At 68.0% G+C, this 18,023-nt stretch carries 19 protein-coding genes; 8 read left to right on the plus strand and 11 right to left on the minus strand.

Features of this window, described 5'->3' with window-relative positions; genetic code table 11:
* Positions 1-78 precede the first annotated feature (78 nt).
* Positions 79-1,842, plus strand: a complete 1,764-nt coding sequence (locus O0K41_RS08385) for a DUF4105 domain-containing protein (protein WP_164222532.1) — start codon at positions 79-81, stop codon at positions 1,840-1,842.
* Here the strand turns inward: O0K41_RS08385 and O0K41_RS08390 are convergent.
* Together O0K41_RS08390 and O0K41_RS08395 are read right to left on the minus strand one after the other, a co-directional pair.
* Positions 1,820-2,896 (minus strand): ATP-binding protein, encoded by a 1,077-nt coding sequence (locus O0K41_RS08390; protein WP_308304482.1) that lies wholly within the window; start codon positions 2,894-2,896, stop codon positions 1,820-1,822. The two genes, O0K41_RS08385 and O0K41_RS08390, sit on opposite strands and share 23 nt — an antisense overlap.
* Positions 2,896-3,612, minus strand: coding sequence for a response regulator (locus tag O0K41_RS08395; RefSeq protein WP_005413196.1), 717 nt, complete (start codon positions 3,610-3,612; stop codon positions 2,896-2,898). The genes O0K41_RS08390 and O0K41_RS08395 overlap by 1 nt, the downstream gene beginning before the upstream one ends.
* Before the next feature lie 129 nt (positions 3,613-3,741).
* On the opposite strand from O0K41_RS08395, the gene O0K41_RS08400 reads away from it, so the two are divergent.
* The 4 genes from O0K41_RS08400 (at position 3,742) to O0K41_RS08415 (ending at position 9,222) form a co-directional block, all read left to right on the plus strand.
* A complete protein-coding gene (locus O0K41_RS08400; RefSeq protein ID WP_049448947.1) occupies positions 3,742-4,887 on the plus strand; it encodes an efflux RND transporter periplasmic adaptor subunit in 1,146 nt (381 codons plus the stop codon).
* A gap of 36 nt (positions 4,888-4,923) precedes the next feature.
* Complete coding sequence (locus tag O0K41_RS08405; protein WP_164255515.1) at positions 4,924-8,073, plus strand: multidrug efflux RND transporter permease subunit; 3,150 nt, start codon at positions 4,924-4,926, stop codon at positions 8,071-8,073.
* The gene (locus O0K41_RS08410) at positions 8,054-8,446 is read left to right on the plus strand and encodes a nuclear transport factor 2 family protein (protein ID WP_049448951.1); all 393 of its coding nucleotides are present in this window, start codon (positions 8,054-8,056) and stop codon (positions 8,444-8,446) included. Before O0K41_RS08405 ends, O0K41_RS08410 begins: the two co-directional genes overlap by 20 nt.
* An 83-nt stretch (positions 8,447-8,529) precedes the next feature.
* A complete protein-coding gene (locus O0K41_RS08415) occupies positions 8,530-9,222 on the plus strand; it encodes an MliC family protein (protein ID WP_164222538.1) in 693 nt (230 codons plus the stop codon).
* Between the two features lie 154 nt (positions 9,223-9,376).
* Here the strand turns inward: O0K41_RS08415 and yeiP are convergent, their stop codons facing one another.
* From yeiP to O0K41_RS08440, 5 genes are all read right to left on the minus strand, one after another.
* Positions 9,377-9,943 (minus strand): elongation factor P-like protein YeiP, encoded by a 567-nt coding sequence (gene yeiP, locus O0K41_RS08420; RefSeq protein WP_005409468.1) that lies wholly within the window; start codon positions 9,941-9,943, stop codon positions 9,377-9,379.
* A 49-nt stretch (positions 9,944-9,992) separates the two neighbouring features.
* Complete coding sequence (locus O0K41_RS08425; RefSeq protein WP_005409469.1) at positions 9,993-10,763, minus strand: SDR family NAD(P)-dependent oxidoreductase; 771 nt, start codon at positions 10,761-10,763, stop codon at positions 9,993-9,995.
* A gap of 100 nt (positions 10,764-10,863) precedes the next feature.
* Positions 10,864-11,760, minus strand: coding sequence for a hydroxymethylglutaryl-CoA lyase (locus O0K41_RS08430; protein ID WP_012480063.1), 897 nt, complete (start codon positions 11,758-11,760; stop codon positions 10,864-10,866).
* On the minus strand, positions 11,757-12,158 hold the full coding sequence (locus tag O0K41_RS08435) for a VOC family protein (protein ID WP_005409471.1): 402 nt from the start codon (positions 12,156-12,158) through the stop codon (positions 11,757-11,759). The genes O0K41_RS08430 and O0K41_RS08435 overlap by 4 nt, the downstream gene beginning before the upstream one ends.
* A gap of 2 nt (positions 12,159-12,160) precedes the next feature.
* Positions 12,161-12,949, minus strand: a complete 789-nt coding sequence (locus tag O0K41_RS08440; RefSeq protein ID WP_005409472.1) for an enoyl-CoA hydratase/isomerase family protein — start codon at positions 12,947-12,949, stop codon at positions 12,161-12,163.
* 119 nt (positions 12,950-13,068) lie between these two features.
* On the opposite strand from O0K41_RS08440, the gene O0K41_RS08445 reads away from it, so the two are divergent.
* Genes O0K41_RS08445 through O0K41_RS08455 form a run of 3 tightly spaced genes read left to right on the plus strand, consistent with a single transcriptional unit; the run spans position 13,069 to position 15,433 of the window.
* On the plus strand, positions 13,069-13,323 hold the full coding sequence (locus tag O0K41_RS08445) for a FeoA family protein (protein ID WP_164222540.1): 255 nt from the start codon (positions 13,069-13,071) through the stop codon (positions 13,321-13,323).
* A complete protein-coding gene (gene feoB / locus O0K41_RS08450) occupies positions 13,320-15,188 on the plus strand; it encodes a ferrous iron transport protein B (RefSeq protein ID WP_197592497.1) in 1,869 nt (622 codons plus the stop codon). The genes O0K41_RS08445 and feoB overlap by 4 nt, the downstream gene beginning before the upstream one ends.
* On the plus strand, positions 15,188-15,433 hold the full coding sequence (locus tag O0K41_RS08455; protein WP_164222544.1) for a DUF6587 family protein: 246 nt from the start codon (positions 15,188-15,190) through the stop codon (positions 15,431-15,433). Before feoB ends, O0K41_RS08455 begins: the two co-directional genes overlap by 1 nt.
* 65 nt (positions 15,434-15,498) lie before the next feature.
* Here the strand turns inward: O0K41_RS08455 and O0K41_RS08460 are convergent, their stop codons facing one another.
* The 4 genes from O0K41_RS08460 to O0K41_RS08475 all read right to left on the minus strand — a co-directional run bounded on the left by O0K41_RS08460 (position 15,499) and on the right by O0K41_RS08475 (position 17,915).
* Complete coding sequence (locus O0K41_RS08460; RefSeq protein WP_049447122.1) at positions 15,499-15,960, minus strand: DUF4304 domain-containing protein; 462 nt, start codon at positions 15,958-15,960, stop codon at positions 15,499-15,501.
* A gap of 138 nt (positions 15,961-16,098) precedes the next feature.
* Positions 16,099-16,680, minus strand: a complete 582-nt coding sequence (locus O0K41_RS08465; RefSeq protein WP_164222545.1) for an NAD(P)H-dependent oxidoreductase — start codon at positions 16,678-16,680, stop codon at positions 16,099-16,101.
* A gap of 55 nt (positions 16,681-16,735) precedes the next feature.
* A complete protein-coding gene (locus O0K41_RS08470) occupies positions 16,736-17,131 on the minus strand; it encodes a MerR family transcriptional regulator (protein WP_012480067.1) in 396 nt (131 codons plus the stop codon).
* Positions 17,132-17,135: 4 nt separating this feature from the next.
* Positions 17,136-17,915, minus strand: a complete 780-nt coding sequence (locus O0K41_RS08475) for a 3-oxoacyl-ACP reductase (protein ID WP_108270029.1) — start codon at positions 17,913-17,915, stop codon at positions 17,136-17,138.
* Positions 17,916-18,023 lie beyond the last annotated feature (108 nt).

Genomic DNA, 18,023 nt, shown 5'->3' on the forward strand with positions numbered 1-18,023 from the left:
TCGTCGCTTTCTGCAGAGCCGAGCTTTGCTCGGCTGAACGCCCGGCGCAGATGGACGATCACAACAGCCACGCATGGCGTGGCTCTACTGCTGATCGCCCACGTCGCGCACGCAGCTGATCGCCTGCAGCTCGACCCTTCCGGTCTCGATCCGGCACAGCAGCAGCTCGCCAGCCAGACCCTGGCCGACGTGCAGTCCTTGCTGCCAGATGGTCTGCTGCGCGCATTGCCAGCACACGTGCAGGTGCGCTGGAGCGACCACCTGCCGGCCGATGTGCATGGTCGCGCTTTCGCCGGCCGCATCGACCTGCGTCGCGAGCTGCTGGATGATGCTGTGCCCGGCGCACGCCGTGCACGACGCAGCGCGCTGGTGCATGAACTGACCCATGTTGCAGACCGTAGCGGCGCGAACTGGTCGCGCAGTGCGCGCTGGCGCGACCTGGCCGGATGGCAGCGCAAGCCCTGGCATCTCGGCCGTGGTGGCAACGACTTCCGTGACCGTAGTCCGGATGCCTATGAACTGAAGGATCCGGCCGAGTACCTGGCAGTGAACGCCGAGCATTTCGTGCTCGACAGCGAGTTTGCCTGCCGGCGCCCGGCGCTGGCGCAGTGGTACCAGGCCCATTTCGGAACCCCGCCATCGCTGCCGCAGTCGCACTGCGCGGCCACGTTGCCATTGCTGCAGGCCGAATCGGAAGAGGGTGCGGCATCGCTGCTGCAGCTCGATCCTTCGCGCGTCTACGCCGTGGACTACCTGTTCGCCGAAGGCAGTGCGCAGCCGATGAGCCGCTGGGGGCACAGCATGCTGCGGCTGGTGATCTGCCGGCCGGGCCGTGCGCCGGGGCCAGACTGCCGCCTGGACCTGGAGTACCACCGCGTGCTGTCGTTCCGCGCATTCGTAGGTGATGTGCAGATTTCCAACTGGCGTGGCCTGACCGGCGGCTATCCCTCGCGCCTGTTCGTGCTGCCGCTGCAGCAGGTGGTGGACGAGTACACCAAGGTGGAACTGCGTGGGTTGCAGTCGCTGCCGTTGCAGTTGTCGCCCGGCGAGATCGCCGGCCTGCTCGAGCGCACTGCACAGGTGCACTGGAGCTATGACGGGCGCTATTACTTCGTCAGCAACAACTGCGCGGTGGAAACTGCAAAGCTGCTGCAGGCGGGTGTGCCGCGCCTGGGGGAGGCCGGGCTGGCCCAGCTGAGTCCGCGCGGGTTGAAGCGTCGGCTGTCCCGGCTGCATGTGCTGGACGAGCAGGTGCTGACGGACCGGAATGCAGCGCAGGTGCAGGGCTACTACTTTGCCTCGGCGCGCGATCACTATCAGCAGTTGTTCGCGGTGGCGAGCTCACAGCTGGGGCTGCCGGTGCGCGATGTGCGCGCCTGGCTGAAGCTGCCCGCACAGCAGCGTGCGCAGTGGCTGCTGCAGGGTGACCTGCGTGCCAGCGCCGGGCTGCTGCTGCTGGAACAGGCTGCGCAACGCCGCGCCGAACTGCGCGCGCGCGATGTGCTGAAACGGCGCCTGCTGGCCGCACCGCACAGCGCTGAAACGCGCAGCCTGCGGGGGTTGCTGGAGCAAAGCGGGCAATGGCTGCGCCCGGGTACGCTGCTGGTCGACGATGGCTACGGGTTGCCGCTTGCCGATGAGCAGGCGGTGCTGGCCGACGCGGTTGCCACTGCCAGCGCAGAGGCGGTGCCGGCCTGGCAGGCGCTGCGCGTGCAGCTGCGCCAGCAGTTGCCGGCGGGCCAGCGCAACGAGATGGATGCGATCGATGCCAACCTCGCCGCGCTCGGCGCACGCCTGCGGGAACAGGCAGCCACGCCCGCTACTGGCGCGGAAGCTCGATGACGAAGCGGCTGCCGCCGACGCTGCCGGGCATGCAGTAGACGCGGCCGCCATGTGCATCGGCGATGGCCTTGACCACCGCCAGGCCCAGCCCGCTGCCGCCGCCCTGGCGCGAGCGCGAGCCGTCGGCGCGCATGAACGGAGTGAAGATGTCGGTGTGAAGTTCCGGGTCGATGCCCGGGCCTTCGTCCTCGATCGCCACCTGCACGTGTCCGGGCGTGTCGTGCACGGCAATCCGCACCTTGCCCGGGCTGGCGTAGCGGCGCGCATTCTCCAGCAGTGCCAGCAGGGCCTGGCGCAAGCGTGTCGGGTCACAGTGCGCGTTGTGTTCCTCGCGGCTGGTTTCCAGCTCCAGCACGAAGCCGGCGGCGCGGAACTGCGGGTCGACCAGGGTCATCACCGAATGCACTTCGGCCACCACGTCGGTGCGCGCGCGTCGTACGTCCAACCGCGCGTTGTCGGACAGGCTCAACACGCGCAGATCCTCGATCAGGCGTGAGAGGCCTTCGACCTGTGCCAGCAGGCTGCGGAACTGGGATTCGTCTGGCTGGAACACGCCCTCGGCCAGCCCCTGCAGGCGACCACGCAGGATCGTCACCGGAGTCCGCAGTTCATGGGCAATGGCCGCATGCCACATCGCGCGCTCGCTCTCCATGTGCTGCAGGCGGCGCGCCATCGCATTGAAATCCTCGACCAGGGTGGCCACTTCGCCGGGCGAGTTTTCCTGGGCGCTGGCGCGCGCACCGAGGTCGCCGCCGGCAAGCGCGCGCACGCTGTCAACCAGTGAATTCAACGGCGACAGGATGCGATGGGCAAGACGGAACGAGGCGGCGATGGCCAGTGCCAGGCCGGTCAGGATCACCCCGACCATCCATGCCAGCTCTGGCCCGGTCGGCAGCCAGCTTTCCGGCTCTTCGGCACTGCCGGGGAAGAACTCGACCAGCACCGCGTACAGCAGCCACGACGACAGGATCATTATCACGATGACGCCGATCACCATCAGCGACATCGAGACGATGATGTGGCGACTGAGCCCGGAGCGGCGCAGGCGGGCCATCAGCGGTCGGCCATCAACCGGTAGCCGACACCGCGCACGCTGGCCGGAACATTGACCATGCCCACTTCATCCAGCTTGCGGCGCAGCTTGCTGACATGGCTGTCGACCGTGCGCTCCAGCGCCTCGCTTTCCGGCAGGCATTCGTGCATCAGTTCGCTGCGGCTGAAGATGCGGGTCGGCGCCAGCGCCATGCAGTGCAGCAGCTTGAACTCGGTGAGGGTGAGCAGCACTTCGTGGCTGTAGCCGTCGCCTTCCACATGCACGGCATGGGTGGCCGAGTCGATCAGCAACGGGCCCGCGCGCAGTGCGGTCGGTGCGTCCACCCGCGAGCCACGCAGCGTACGCCGCAGCACGGCGCGCACGCGCGCTGCCACTTCGGCTGGATTGAACGGCTTGACCACGTAGTCGTCGGCGCCCATGCGCAGCGCAGTCAGCTTGTCCAGGTCCTGGTCCAGCGCGGTCAGCATGATCACCGGCGTTTCGCCGCGCTGGCGCAGCTGGGTCAGTACGCTCCAGCCATCCAGCCGCGGCAGTTGTACGTCGAGCAGGACCAGGTCGGGGCGGGCGCTGCGGTGCAGGTCCAGTGCACTGTGGCCATCGGCGGCACGCAGGGTGCGTAGTCCTTCGCGTTCCAGGTAGGCGGTAAGAATATCGGCGATCTCGGCCTCATCCTCGACGATCAGGACGAGGGCGGCGAGGGCAGGGGAGGCATGCATGCAGGGGCGGGGCCTTAAGGTGCTTGCCTCCATCGTATCTCCACAGTTCCTCCATCGAAACCCCATCATCGCCCCGCAGACTGCACGCTTCAGAACCTATCAGCCGCCCGCGCGGCATTGTGCACAGCAATGAGAACCTTCAGGACTCCGGTCGCGTTGATCGCGGCCCTCGCCCTGGCCATGACGGCCTGCTCCGCCCCCGAAGCCACGCCCGAAGCGGCACCGCGCGTCAGCGTGGTCACGGTCGGCCCGCAGTTCGTGCAGCGCGATGACGAACTGCCCGGCCGCGTGGCCGCCGTACGCACCGCACAGATCCGTGCCCAGGTGGGCGGCATCGTGCAGCGCCGGCTGTTTGAGCAGGGTGCGGAAGTGCGCGCCGGCCAGGCCCTGTTCCAGATCGATCCGGCGGCGTTCCGTGCCGATGTTGACTCGGCACTGGCCGCGCTGCAGCGCAGTGAGGCAGCCCTGGGCCGCAGTCGCGTGCAGTCGCAGCGCCTGCATGCGCTGGCGGCCGCGCAGGCGGTCAGCCAGCAGCACCGCGACGATGCCAGTGCCGAGTACGAACAGGCCCGTGCCGCGGTGAACGAGGCGCGCGCGATCCTGGCCCGCCGCCAGCTCGACCTGCGCTATGCAACGGTCAGTGCACCGATTGCCGGTCGCATCGACCAGGCCCTGGTGACCGAAGGTGCACTGGTCGGCGTGGCCGATGCCGAGCCGATGGCGGTGGTGCAGCAGATCGACCAGGTCTACGTCGATGTGCGCCAGCCAGCGGCGCAGCTCGAGTCGCTGCAACGCAGTGCCGGTGGCGGCGAGCTGCCGGTGACGATCATCGGTGCGGCCGGCAAGCCACTGCCCGAACGTGGCCAGATGCTGTTCTCCGGTATCAATGTCGATGCGCGCACCGGTGATGTGATCCTGCGCATCCTGGTCGACAACCCGCAGCGCCAGCTGCTGCCCGGCATGTACGTGCGCGCGAAGGTGCCGCGGGGTGCGCCGGCCAGCGCACTGACCGTGCCACAGCAGGCCGTGCTGCGCAGTGCCGGTGGCCAGGCCTATGCCTGGGTGATCGGTGGCGATGGCAAGGCGGTGATCCGCACGCTGGAAGTGGACGGTAGTGTCGATCGCCAATGGCTGGTGCGCACCGGCCTGAAGGTGGGCGAAAAGGTGGTGGTCGAAGGCCAGGAACGCCTGCAGGAAGGCGTGGTGGTCGATGCGCGCGACTGGCAGATGCCGGTCGCCAGCGCCGGCGCGGTGCAGGCCGGCAGCAAGGGCTGAGCCTCTACCGGGCCGGTCCCTCCAGGAAAATCCAACATGGCACGTTTCTTCATCGATCGCCCGGTGTTCGCCTGGGTGCTGGCGATCTTCATCATCCTGGCCGGTGTGCTGGCGATCCCGCGGCTGGCGGTGGAGCGCTATCCGGCGGTTGCCCCGCCCAGCGTCAGCATCTATGCCAGTTACCCGGGTGCGAGCCCGCAGACGCTGAATGACGCGGTGGTCGGCCTGATCGAGCGCGAGCTGTCCAGCGTCAAGCACCTGCTGTACTTCGAGTCGTCGGTGGACACGTCCGGCGAAGCCTCGATCACTGCGACCTTCAAGCCGGGTACCAACCCGGAGCTGGCGCAGGTGGACGTGCAGAACCGGATCAAGGCGATCGAGCCGCGCCTGCCGCGCAGCGTGCGCCAGAACGGCCTGTTCGTGGAGGCCGCCGATTCCGGCTTCCTGATGCTGGTCGGCCTGCGTTCGCCGGATGCCAGCGTCAGCGAGGCCGCACTGGGCGACTTCATGGCGCGCAACATCATCGAGGAGCTGCGCCGCATCGATGGCGTCGGCCGCGTGCAGCTGTTCGGTGCCGAGCAGGCGATGCGCGTGTGGCTGGACCCGACCCGGTTGACCGGCTACGGCCTGACCATGGGCGATGTGGCCACCGCCATCGAGCAGCAGAACCTGGAGATCTCGCCGGGACGCATTGGTGATTCGCCGGGTGTTCCAGGCCAGCGCATCACCGTGCCGCTGAGTGCCGATGGCCAGCTGTCCACGCCGGAGCAGTTCGCTGCCATCGTGCTGCGCGCCGGGGCCGACGGCTCGCGGGTGGTGCTGGGCGATGTCGCCCGCGTTGAACTGGGCGCGCAGAGCTATGCCTGGGGCACCCGCGAGGATGGCCATCCGGCCACCGCCGCCGGCGTGCAGCTGCGTCCTGGCGCGAACGCGGTGCGTACCGCGTCGGCGGTGCGTGAGCGCATGGCCGAACTGGCGCCGCTGCTGCCGCGCGGCGTGGAATCGAGCATTCCGTTCGACACCGCGCCGTTCGTCAAGATCTCGATCCAGAAGGTGGTGCAGACGCTGCTGGAGGCGATGCTGCTGGTGTTCGCAGTGATGTACCTGTTTCTGCAGAACTGGCGCTACACGCTGATTCCGGCACTGGTCGCACCGATCGCGTTGCTGGGCACCTTCGCGGTGATGCTGGCGCTGGGCTTCTCGATCAATGTGCTGACCATGTTCGGCATGGTGCTGGCAATCGGCATCATCGTCGACGACGCCATCGTGGTGGTCGAGGGCGTGGAACGGATCATGGCCGAGGAAGGCCTGCCGCCGCGCGAGGCCACCATCAAGGCGATGCGCGAACTGACCGGTGCGGTGATCGGCATCACCCTGGTGCTGACTGCGGTGTTCATTCCGATGGCGCTGGCCAGCGGCTCGGTGGGCGCGATCTACCGCCAGTTCACCGTGGCGATGGCGGTGTCGATCCTGTTCTCGGCGCTGCTGGCATTGAGCCTGACGCCGGCGCTGTGCGCGACCCTGCTGCGCCCGAACACCCATGGCCACCATGGTCGGGGCGGTCTGTTCGGCGCCTTCAATCGTGGCTTCGAGAAGATGACCGGGCGCTACCAGCGTGGCGTGGCGTCGGTGCTGCAGCGGAGCGGGCGGGTGATGGGCGTGTTCGCCGCGCTGGTGGCGGCGCTGCTGCTGGGCCTGCACTGGCTGCCGGGCGCCTTCCTGCCGGAAGAGGACCAGGGCTACTTCATGACCTCGATCCAGCTGCCGGCCGAAGCCACCGCCGAACGCACGCTGGCCGTGGTCGAAGCCTACGAACGGCACGTGGCGTCACGCCCGGGCATCGGCTCCAACCAGTCGATCCTCGGCTACAGCTTCTCCGGTTCCGGCCCGAGCGCGGCGCTGACCTACACGATGCTGAAGGACTGGGGCGAGCGTGCAGGGGCCACCGCGGCCGGCGAAGTGGAGGCCGCGCAGAAGGCGATGGCGACGATTGCCGAGGGCGAGGTGATGAGCGTGATGCCGCCGGCGATCGACAGCCTGGGCCGTTCGTCCGGCTTCTCGCTGGCGCTGCAGGCGCGCACCGGGCAGAGCCAGGCCGAACTGCGTGCGGCCCTGCAGCAGCTGCTGAAGCTGGCCGAGGCCAGTCCGCTGCTGTCGGAGGTGCATGCCGATGGCCTGCCGGCAGGTACCAGCGTGCGGCTGGACATCGATCGCGCCAAGGCCGAGGCGATGGGCGTGGGGTTCGAGCAGATCAGCAGCACGCTGTCGGCGGCGATGGGCTCGCAGTACGTCAACGACTTCCCCAACAAGGGGCGGCTGCAGCAGGTGATCCTGCAGGCCGATGCACCCCACCGGATGGAGCTGGAGGACGTGCTGAAGCTGTACGTGCGCAACAGCGAAGGCGGCATGGTGGCGTTGTCGGAGCTGGTGACGCCGCACTGGACCGAGGCGCCGCTGCAGCTGCAGCGCTATCTCGGCTTCCCGGCGCTGAACCTGTCCGGCGCACCGGCCTCCGGCGTGTCGACCGGCCAGGCCATGGCGGAGATGGAGCGGTTGGCGGAGAAGCTGCCGTCCGGTTTTGCCCTGCAGTGGACCAGCCAGTCGCTGCAGGAGCGGGAGTCCGGTGCGCAGGCGCCGTGGTTGCTGCTGTTGTCGATGCTGGTGGTGTTCCTGGTGCTGGCGGCACTGTACGAGAGCTGGTCGATCCCGCTGGCGGTGATGCTGGTGGTGCCGCTGGGCCTGCTCGGTGCGGTTGCTGCGGTGTTGTTGCGGGGCATGCCCAACGACGTGTTCTTCAAGGTCGGCATGATCACCGTGATCGGGCTGTCGGCGAAGAACGCCATCCTCATCGTCGAGTTCGCGCGCCAGCTGCAGCAGCAGGGTCGCGGCCTGGTTGAAGCAGCGCTGGAGGCGGCGCGGCTGCGCCTGCGGCCGATCGTGATGACCTCGTTGGCATTCGCGCTGGGCGTGGTGCCGCTGATGCTGGCGCAGGGCGCGTCGAAGGAAACCCAGCAGGCGATTGGAACCGGTGTGTTCGGCGGCATGGTCAGTGCGACGGTGCTGGCGGTGTTCTTCGTGCCGGTCTTCTATGTAGTGGTGCAGGGCGCGCGGCAGTGGATCGCGCAACGCCTGCGCAGGCGCCGGCCGATGCCGGAAGGATCCGTGGATGGAACGGGACATCGTTGAAGACCTGCATGAGCGGCAGTTGGCAGCGCTAGAACAGCGCCTGCGGCAGGCATTGCTGGATGACGACCACGATGCGCTGACCGCGCTGGTATCGCCGGCATTGTTCATGATGGACGGGCAGGGCGGACGCTTGCTCGACCTGCCGTGGCTGGGCGACTGGCTGGCCGGAAACCTGCAGGTGCGCAGCCTGCAGTCGTACGCGGTGGAAACGCTGCTGTGCGGGCGCCTGGCATTGTTGTCCAGCGACGTGCGCTTGTCGGTGCGCGGGCAGGGCCAGGAGCGCGAGCTGAAACTGCGCCTGCTGCGGGTGTGGACCTGCAGTTCCGGCGAAAGCGGCGCGCAGCTGTTGTCGATGGCGGTACTGGCCGCATGAGCGCGGTCAGGCCGCTTTCAGGCCCCGCTCACCGACAGGTGGTAGGGTCGAGCCTCTCTGTAGTGTCGACAAGGAGTCGAGCCATGCGTGTAGTTCCCAGTCTGTTGGCAGCCTCCCTCGGGTTGGTGCTGGCCGCGTGCCAGCCGGCCCAGCCGCCCGCTGCGAGCGGCAATGATGCCGCGCCTGCCGCGCCGCAGCCGAGCGCCAGCACCGAAGGTGGCAGCGAGACCACGTACCAGTGTGGTGATCTGAGCGTGCGCGCGACCTTCAATGGCGAGGATGCGGCCACGGTGGTGATCGGCGAACGCACCTTCGCCATGAGCTCCGAGCGTGCGGCGTCGGGTGCCAAGTACGGCGATGGCAAGGGCAACAGCTTCTGGACCAAGGGCAGCGATGACGGCCTGTTGAGCCTGAAGGGCGAAGCCGATCGCGAGTGCCATGCGGTCGAAGCCACTGAAGGCGATGGCAGCGCCGGCAATGCCGCGTTCCGTGCCACCGGCAATGAGCCGGGCTGGCTGGCGGTTGTCGACGGCGACACGCCGGGCCTGCAGGTGGAAGTGGATTACGGTGAGCGTCGTTTCGATGTCGCCCAGCCCACCGCAGGTGCTGACGGCTGGAGTGGCAAGGCGTCTGATGGCACCGACGTCAAGCTCAGCTTCCAGCGCACGACCTGCCAGGACGACATGAGTGGCGAGGCGTTCGATGCCAAGGTGAACCTGACCATCGGCACCCGCCAGTACCACGGCTGCGGCAACTTCGGCGCGAAGCAGCCGTAAGCTACCTGTAGAGCCGAGCCACGCTCGGCTGCAGTCCCTGTCCAACGCACAGCAGCCGTGCGTGGGCTCGGTGCTACACGACTGCTACATCCGATGGCCTGCCTGCGGCGAACACGCCGCAGGCAGGGACAGGCAGCCGATCAGCGCGAGGCGCTTAGTCGGCACGGCCCGCGAATTCGCCGGTGGCGGTGTTCACCAGCACGCGTTCGCCGTTGACGATGTACTCCGGCACCATGATCTCGATGCCGGTGTTGAGCTTGGCCGGCTTCGGGCGCTTGGTGGCGGTGCCACCCTTCAGTTCCGGCGGCGTCTCGATCACTTCCAGCACCACCGAGGCCGGCAGCTGGATCGCCACCGGCTGCTCGTCGATGACCTGCACGTAGATGCCGGTCAGGCCATCGGTGATGTAGCCGGCGTCGTCGCCGATCACGTCCGCGTCCAGGGTGTAGGGGGTGTAGTCCTCGTCATCGAGGAACACGAACGCGTCGCCGTCCTTGTACGAATAGGTGGACTGGCGGCGCAGCAGTTCGACCTCGACCAGGTTGTCGTCGGCATCGAAGCTGGCGTCGAGCTTGTTGCCGCCCGGCACGCTGTACATGATGAAGCGGAAGCGGACGTTGCCGCCGCGACCCTGCGGCGAGCTGCGCTCGATGTCGCGGATCTGGTACACGCCGTTGTTGTACTCGACGACGTTGCCCTTCTTGATGTCGTTGGCTTTCATGGTGATCTAGGTCGTTGGGGGAGGGCGCCGTCCCGGCGCCCGTGGGGAATCACTTCGGAGCGAGGCGGGTAGCGCCGTCCAGGCGGATGGTCTCGCCGTTGAGGTAGGTGTTGCCGAGGATGAAGCCGACCAGGCTGGCGAAGTCTTCCGGCTTGCCCAGGCGCGACGGGAACGGAATCGAGGCGGCCAGCGACTGCTGCACGGCTTCGGGCATGCCGTCGACCATCGGCGTCCAGAACACGCCCGGAGCAATCGTATTGACGCGGATGCCGAAGCGCGACAGTTCGCGTGCCATCGGCAGCGTCATCGAGACCACGCCACCCTTGCTGGCGGCATACGCGGCCTGGCCGATCTGGCCTTCATAGGCGGCGATGCTGGCGGTGTTGATGATCACGCCGCGCTCGCCGTCAGTGCCCGCTTCGTTGTGCTGCATGCGGTTGGCCGCGGCCTTGGCCACGTTGAAGCTGCCGACCAGGTTCACCATCACCGTGCCCTGGAAGCCGGCCAGCGGCATCGGGCCTTCCTTGCCCAGCACGCGGCCGGCGCCCAGGATGCCGGCGCAGTTCATCGCCACGTTCAGGCCGCCGAGGAAATCGTGGGCCTGGTCGATGGCCGCGGTCACCGCCGCCTCATCGCTGACGTTGACGTTGAAATAGCGGGCCTTGTCGGCACCCAGCCCGGCAATGGCGGCAGCGCCCTTGTCATCGTTGAGGTCGAACAGGGCCACCTTGCCGCCCTGGGCGACGAGGTGCTGGGCCACGGCCAGGCCGAGGCCGGAGACGCCGCCAGTGATCACGGCACGTACGGAAGACAGCTGCATTGAACGGTCCTGCAGGTTCGAGAACCGCCGATTCTAACGGAAGCCGCGACCGCCGCTGTTGTGCACTGCGCCGCCTTTGCGGGGCGGCGCAGTGCGGGGGTCAACCGGCGGCGGCCAGCGCCTGCCCGGTGCGGCTGGCGGTGGCGCGGCCGAGCAGGCCGGCCAGCCAGCGGCCGGTCTCGGCCAGTGCCGGCAGGTCCACGCCGCTGTCCAGGCCGAGGCCCTGCAGCAGGTAGACCACGTCTTCGCTGGCCACATTGCCGCTGGCGCCCTTGGCATACGGGCAGCCACCGGCACCCGACACCGCACTGTCGACCACGCGCACGCCTGCTTCCAGGCAGGTGGCGATGTTGGCGATGGCCTGGCCGTACGTATCGTGGAAGTGCACGGCCAGTGCTTCCATCGGAATCTCGGCAGCGACCGCTTGCAGCATCGCCCGTGCCTTGCGTGGGGTGCCGACGCCGATGGTGTCGCCCAGCGAGATTTCGTAACAGCCCATCTGGTGCAGGGCGCGAGCAACGCGCACCACATCAGCCAGCGGCACTTCGCCCTGGTAGGGGCAGCCGAGCACGGTGGAGACGTAGCCGCGCACGCGCACGCCATCGGCGGCGGCGCGGCGCAGGATCGGCTCAAAGCGGGCCAGCGACTCGTCGATGCCGGCATTGGTGTTGGTGCGGTTGAACGCCTCGGACGCGGCGGTGAACACCGCTACTTCCTCGACGCCCACCGCACGGGCGCGGTCGTAGCCCTGTTCGTTCGGCACCAGTACCGGGTAGTGGATGCCGGGCCGGCGCTGGATGCCGGCGTAGACCTCGGCGGCATCGGCCAGCTGCGGGATCCACTTCGGGCTGACGAAGCTGGTCGCCTCGATGCTGCGCAGGCCGGTGGCCGACAGGCGGTTGATCAGTTCGATCTTGTCGCCGGTGGAGACCGACTGCTTTTCGTTCTGCAGGCCGTCACGCGGCCCGACCTCGACGATGCGGACGTAGTCGCTCATGCGGTTGCCCCATTGGCAGGGCGGTGGCAGACCGCCTCGATGTTGTTGCCGTCCGGGTCCAGCACGAAGGCGCCGTAGTAGTCCGGGTGATACCACGGGCGCAGGCCCGGGGCGCCGTTGTCGCGGCCACCGGCGGCGAGGGCGGCGGCATGGAAGGCGTCCACCTGGTCGCGGCTGGCGCAGGCGAAAGCCACGTGCACGCCATGGCTGGCGGTGCCGCCATTGCCAAGCCAGAAGAACGGCTTGCCGTCGCTGCCGAAGCCGATGTGGTCGTGCGCGCCGGTCTGTTCGGCGGTCACTTCCATCACCACGCCGATCTGCAGCGGCGCCAGTGCCTGCAGGAAGAAGGCCTTGCTGCGCGCCAGGTCGGCGCTGGTCAAACCAAGATGATCGAGCATGTTCAGGCTTCCGTGACCCAGTGGGGCGCGCGCTTGTCGAGGAAGGCGCCCAGGCCTTCCTGGCCCTCGGCCGACACCCGCAGGCGCGCGATCAGGGCGGCATTATCGCGATCCAGGGTGTCGCGGTCATGGCTGTCGCGGACCTGGCGGACCAGTTGCTTGGCGGTGGACGAGGCGATCGGGCCGGCCTTGTCGAGCAGGGCCAGCTGGCGTTGCACGGCCTCGTCCAGGCGTTCGGGCTCGACCAGCTGGTGGACCAGGCCGATGCGCAGCGCGGTGTCGGCGTCGAAATGCTCGCCGGTGGCGAACCAGCGACGGGCCTGGCGCGGGCCGATGGCTTCGATCACATAGGGCGAGATCACCGCCGGCAGCAGGCCCAGGCGGCTTTCGGTCAGGCCGAAGCGGGCCGAGGTGCTGGCGATGGCAATGTCGCAGCAGGCGACCAGGCCGACGCCGCCACCGAAGGCCGCGCCGTGGACCCGGGCCAGGGTCGGCTTGGGCAGCTCGTCCAGGGTGCGCATCAGCCGGGCCAGGGCCAGCGAGTCCTCGCGGTTATCGGCTTCGCTGGCTGCCGCCATGCCGCGCATCCACTGCATGTCGGCACCGGCCGAGAAGGAGGCGCCGTGGCCGGCCAGCACCACCGCGCGCACCGAAGCATCGTGGCCGGCGGCCTCCAGTGCGGCGGTCAGCCGGGCGATAAGCCCGGCGTCAAAGGCGTTGTGCAGCTCCGGCCGGTTCAGCCAGAGAGTGAGGACGGCGCCGCTGCGCTCGATCTGCAAAGCATCGTTCATGGGATTCCAGGGTCACTCCATACCTGTATGGATCATAGCGGGCCATTGGTCATGGGCCATGACGCGACGCGGGAATGTTAGAATCGAGAACCATTTACATCCAGCAGAGAACACGCTAGATGACGCTGTCCGAACTGCCGCTGCACACCTCGGCCGTGGTCGAGTCCGTGCAGGACCTGCATGCCAACGATGCCATCGCCCGTCGCCTGCGCGAGCTGGGTTTCGTGAAGGGCGAGGAAGTGCGCCTGGTGGCCAAGGGTCCGGTGGGGGGAGAGCCGCTGCTGGTGCAGGTCGGGTTCACCCGTTTCGCGCTGCGGATCAGTGAAGCCAGGCGGGTCGTGGTCGACGCCGCCAGCCAGGAACGACGCGCATGACTGCTACTGCCACTACCGCCCCCCTGCGCGTTGCGCTGGTTGGTAACCCCAACAGCGGCAAGACCGCACTGTTCAACCAGCTGACCGGCAGCCGGCAGAAGGTTGCCAACTACACTGGCGTCACCGTCGAGCGCAAGGAAGGCCGCCTGCGTGCGCCGTCCGGCCGCGAGTTCGCGGTACTCGATCTTCCGGGCGCCTACAGCCTGCATCCGGCCAGCCTGGACGAGGCGATCACCCGTGACCTGTGCCGGGGCTTCTACCCGGGCGAAGCCGCGCCGGATGTGCTGCTGTGCGTGATCGACGCCACCAACCTGCGCCTGCACCTGCGCTTCGCGCTGGAACTGCGCGAGCTGGGCAAGCCGATGATGGTGGCGCTGAACATGGTTGATGCGGCCCAGCGCCGTGGCATCCAGGTGGACGTGGCCGCGCTGGAGCGCGAGCTGGGCGTGCCGGTAGTGGAGACCGTGGCGGTGCGCAAGCAGGGCGCCAAGGCCCTGGTCGAACGCCTGGATGCGATGGTCCCGCACCTGGATGCACCGGTGCCGGCGGGCCCGGAAGGTGGCATCGATTATCACGCCAAGGTGCGCGAGATCCTGTCGGTGGCCGTGCGCATGCCGGCGCGGACCGCGAAGATCGACGACGCGCTGGACCGCTGGCTGCTGCACCCGGTGTTCGGGCTGATCAGCCTGGCGGTGGTGATGTTCCTGATCTTCCAGGCCGTGTACGCCTGGGCGACGCCGCTGATGGACGCCATCGAGGCCGGTTTCGCCTGGCTCGGCGCCTTCGTCGGCAGCGTGCTGCCGGAAGGCCCGCTGGCCAGCCTGCTGACCGACGGCATCATCGCCGGTGTCGGTGGCGTGGTGGTGTTCCTGCCGCAGATCCTGATCCTGTTCTTCTTCATCCTGGTGCTGGAGGAATCCGGCTACCTGCCGCGTGCGGCGTTCCTGCTCGACCGCATGATGGCCGCTGCCGGCCTGTCCGGTCGCTCGTTCATCCCGCTGCTGTCCAGCTTCGCCTGCGCGGTGCCGGGTATCATGTCCACGCGCAGCATCCAGGACCCGCGTGACCGCCTGGCCACGATCCTGGTGGCGCCGCTGATGACCTGCTCGGCGCGCCTGCCGGTGTACGCGCTGCTGATCGGTGCGTTCATTCCGCAGAAGACGGTGTGGGGCGTGTTCAACCAGCAGGGCCTGGTGCTGTTCGGCCTGTATGCGGCGGGCATTCTCAGCGCGCTGGCGATGTCGTGGATCATGAAGAAGTGGCGTCGCGACAAGAGCGAGCATCCGCTGATGCTGGAGCTGCCGTCGTACCGGTTGCCGCACGTGCGCGACCTGGCGGTGGGGCTTTACGAGCGCGGCATGATCTTCCTCAAGCGCGTCGGTGGCATCATCCTGGCGCTGACCATCCTGTTGTGGGTGCTGCTGTCGTTCCCGGCGGCACCGGCCGACGCCACGATGCCAGCAATTGATTACAGTTACGCCGGCCAGATCGGCCATGCGATGGCGGTGTTCTTCGCGCCGCTGGGCTTCAACTGGCAGATCTGCATCGCGTTGATCCCGGGCCTGGCCGCGCGCGAGGTGGCGGTGTCTTCGCTGGCCACCGTGTATGCACTGTCGGCCGCCGATGACGATGCGGCCAGCCAGGCGCTGACCCCGTTGATCAGCGATGGCTGGTCGCTGGCGACCGCTCTTTCGCTGCTGGTCTGGTACATCTACGCCCCGATGTGCATCTCGACGCTGGCCACCATCAAGCGCGAGACCAACTCGTGGAAGCAGATGGGCTTTGCTGCGTTCTACCTGTTTGCCGCAGCCTACGTGGCGGCGCTGATCACCTACCAGGTGACCAAGGCGCTGGGAGGCGGCTGATGGATACCGGCCTGCTGATCCAGTACCTGATCATCGCGGTGGCCGTGCTGGTCAGTGCCTGGGTGGTGCTGAAGAAGCAGTTTCCCGGCACCGTGCGCAAGCTGCGTGGGGTATTGGCGCTGGCGCTGCTCAAGCCGGGCCGCGCTGCCTGGCTGCAGGCGCTGGGGCGGAAGGTCGCGCCGCCGGCGAGCGGGAGTGGTGGTGCCTGTGGCAGTTGCGACAGCTGCGGGCCGACGAAGAAGTAGCGTCGAGCCATGCTCGACCGCGGCCGCCTGGTGGGTGCGAACCTTGGTTCGCACGCTTCCGGGGTTCAGACCTCTTTGCGGATGATCGCGCGAAAGCGTCCCTCCTGCTGCATCCGCCGTACCGAGGCGCGGTTTCCATGGATTGCCGCGAAGCCCGCCACGTCGGCAAGGGCATTGAGCAGCAGGCGCTTCATCGCGTTGCGATCACCAGCTTCAAGCAGGTCATGAAGGTCCTGTTGGGTGAAGACCCGGCGCAGCCCTGGCGTCTCTTCGATCCGCCAGTCCACATGGGGGGTGGGAATGCTGGTGCGGTACCTGAAGGCCTTCTCGAGGTCGCACGGTTCAAGCGGGTGCTCAAGCAGCTCCGCAAAGTAGAGCCCGGCATTTACATAGAAGCCCCTGCCGTGACTGGCGGCCTGGTGATTTACGACAAGCGAAGCGCCGTCCAGCAACCGGTAGCGTGTGGTCGTTGTTCCGGCAAAGCCTGTTTTCCTGGCACATCTGCTGAAGACTGTCGCGGATTTCATGCATTCTGCCTGGGCCGGAAGAGGGGTCCACAGCCTTGAGGCGCAGTGGTTTCCGGTCAATTGGCAAATGCGACACGCGCAACGAGCGCCCCAGGTGGGTGCGAACCTTGGTTCGCACGCCTTGCCCGTGGCCTGGATCTAGCCGGCCCGCGCTCCCAGCTCCGCTGCCAGCGCCAGCCACTTGCTGCACTGCGCCGGGGTGCTGCTGCGCACCGCGCCCACGCGGCTGACCCGCACCGGGCGGATGCCGCAGAACTCCAGGATGGTGGCGCGGATCTGGGTGATGCCCGGGTCGCGGTAGATCCAGCGGTAGTACCAGGGCGGCGTGTCCAGCGTGGTGATCACCCGCGCGCTGCGCCCGGCCAGCAGGCGGTCCCACCACACCGAATCGCGCCGGTAGCGGAAGGCGTATCCCGGCAACAGCACGCGATCGAAGAAGCCCTTCAGCAGCGCCGGCATCGCGCCCCACCAGGTGGGATAGACCAGGACCAGGTGATCGCAGGCTTGAATCGCCTCGGCGGCGTCCTGCAGATCGGCCTCCAGCGGCTGGATCTGGCGGTAGCCGTGGCGCAGCACCGGGTCGAATTCAAGGTCGCCCAATGCGATCAGGCGCACCCGGTGGCCGGCGTTTTCGGCGGCGGTGGCATAGCGCTGGGCGAGGGCGCCGCACAGGCTGTTACGGTCAGGATGGCCGAGCAGGATCAGGATGGAGCGGGACACGGCAACCTCGGGCAATGGAAAGTGCGCGAGGTTGGGGTCTGCCCCAGGGGCAGAGTCAAACCGGGGTGGTGCAGCCGCTGGGTTCCAGGATGCAGTCGCCGCTGCCGGAGTGCAGCCACTGCTGCAGTTCGTCGCTGACCAGCTGCAGGTCGCGCTCGACTTGTGCCAGCCGCATCCGCTCGTCGGCGATGCGGCCGCGCTGCTGCTCCAGCAAGGCCAGTACCGCTGGCCAGTCGAGCCGTCCATCGCGGCCCTGCAGGCGTGAGATCGCGGCCAGGGTGATGCCCAGCCCCAGTGCCTGACGGATCAGCTGCACCCAGGCCACGTCCTGTTCGCTGTAGTCGCGATAGCGGTTCAGGCGTGGCACCGGCGGCAGTAGTCCGCGCGCCTCGTACAGGCGGATGGCCTTGGCACTGGCGCCGGTCAGGCGGCTGACTTCGGAGATGCGCATCGACTCAGTCCCGCACCAGCCCGCCATCGACCACCAAGTTCTGACCGGTCACCGCGCGCGACCAGGGGCTGGCGAAGAACAGCGCGGCATCGGCGAACTCGGCCGGCGTGGTGACGCTGCGCAGTGGCGTGTTGGCGGCGATGTAGTCGAACACTGCTTCCGGCGTGGCGGCGCTGGCATCGGTGGTGCGCAGCAGGCCGCCCGACAACATGTTCACGGTGATGCCATGCGGGCCGAGGTCGCCGGCCAGCGTGCGCGTGAGGGACAGTAGCGCGGCCTTGGCGGCGGTGTAGTCGTGGTAGGGCACCACCGGGTTCTGGAACAGGTTGGTGCCGATGTTGATGATGCGGCCGAAGCGACGGGCCTGCATGCCAGGCAGTGCGGCCTGCACGGTGTTCAGCGCGCCGCGCACGCTGCCCTCGAACTGCGCCTGGAACGCCGGCCAGCCGATGTCGGCGGCGCCGTCGCGGGCATCACCATTGAACGAGAACGCTGCCAGTGCGTTGTTGACTACGGTGGTGACGCCCTGGCCGAAGTGGGCCAGGGCGTGCTGCAGCATTGCATCGACCTCGGCGCGCTCGGTGACATCGGCCGGCAGCGCGATCGCCTGTCCGCCCAGCTCGGCAGCCAGAGCACGTGCGGCGCCTTCGCTTCGGTGGTAGTTGATGATGACGCGCGCGCCCTGGGCGGCGAAGGCGCGGGCGATGTGCTGGCCAAGGCCGCGGCCGGCACCGGTGACCAGCACCAGCTGTTCGCTGATATGCATGAGGGAACTGCCATCCATTGCATGAAAGGGCATGCAGCGTAGCAGCGATGGCGCTTGCCGGAGCGGGCGTGCTGCCGCTAGCCTGCAGGCATGAACCAGACTCCCCTGCGATTGCTCATCCACGGT

It is taken from the genome of Stenotrophomonas sp. Sm2128 (assembly GCF_030985535.1).
Lineage (GTDB): Bacteria > Pseudomonadota > Gammaproteobacteria > Xanthomonadales > Xanthomonadaceae > Stenotrophomonas > Stenotrophomonas maltophilia.